Consider the following 612-nt stretch of genomic DNA (forward strand, 5'->3'; position numbering starts at 1 on the left):
TTCCGTTTGATGTGAATGTAGTCGTTCCCGCAACACAGATAGTTTGATTCCCTGATAATGTACCAGCATTTGGTGCAGCAGTTACCGTTACCGTTCTCGTTGAAGTTGCATTAGCACAACCTCCTGTTCCTGTTACGGTGTAGGTGATCGTTGCAGTTCCGGCTGAAACTCCGGTAACAACGCCAGAAGCATCAACTGTAGCAACTCCCGTTGCACTGCTTGACCAGCTTCCACCTGTAGTTCCGTTTGACGTGAATGTTGTCGTTCCAGCAACACAAATTGTTTGAGTTCCTGATAATGTACCAGCATTTGGTGCAGCGGTTACCGTTACCGTTCTCGTTGAAGTTGCATTAGCACAACCTCCTGTTCCTGTTACGGTGTAGGTGATCGTTGCAGTTCCGGTTGCTTTTCCTGTAACTACTCCTGAAGCATCAACAGTAGCAATTGCGGTATCACTGCTTGACCAGCTTCCGCCTGTAGTTCCGTTTGATGTGAATGTAGTCGTTCCAGCAACGCAGATAGTTTGATTTCCTGATAAAGTCCCTGCATTTGGTGCAGCGGTTACCGTTAGCGTTCTCGTTACAGTTGCATTGGCACAGCCTCCTGTTCCGG

At 48.0% G+C, this 612-nt stretch carries 1 protein-coding gene; it reads right to left on the minus strand.

The window, feature by feature from the left end:
- A partial coding sequence (locus tag C245_RS23505; protein ID WP_035747253.1) for an Ig-like domain-containing protein occupies nucleotides 1-612 on the minus strand: 612 nt, incomplete at both ends.

The organism is Flavobacterium sp. WG21 (assembly GCF_000335775.1).
Classification (GTDB): Bacteria; Bacteroidota; Bacteroidia; order Flavobacteriales; family Flavobacteriaceae; genus Flavobacterium; species Flavobacterium tructae.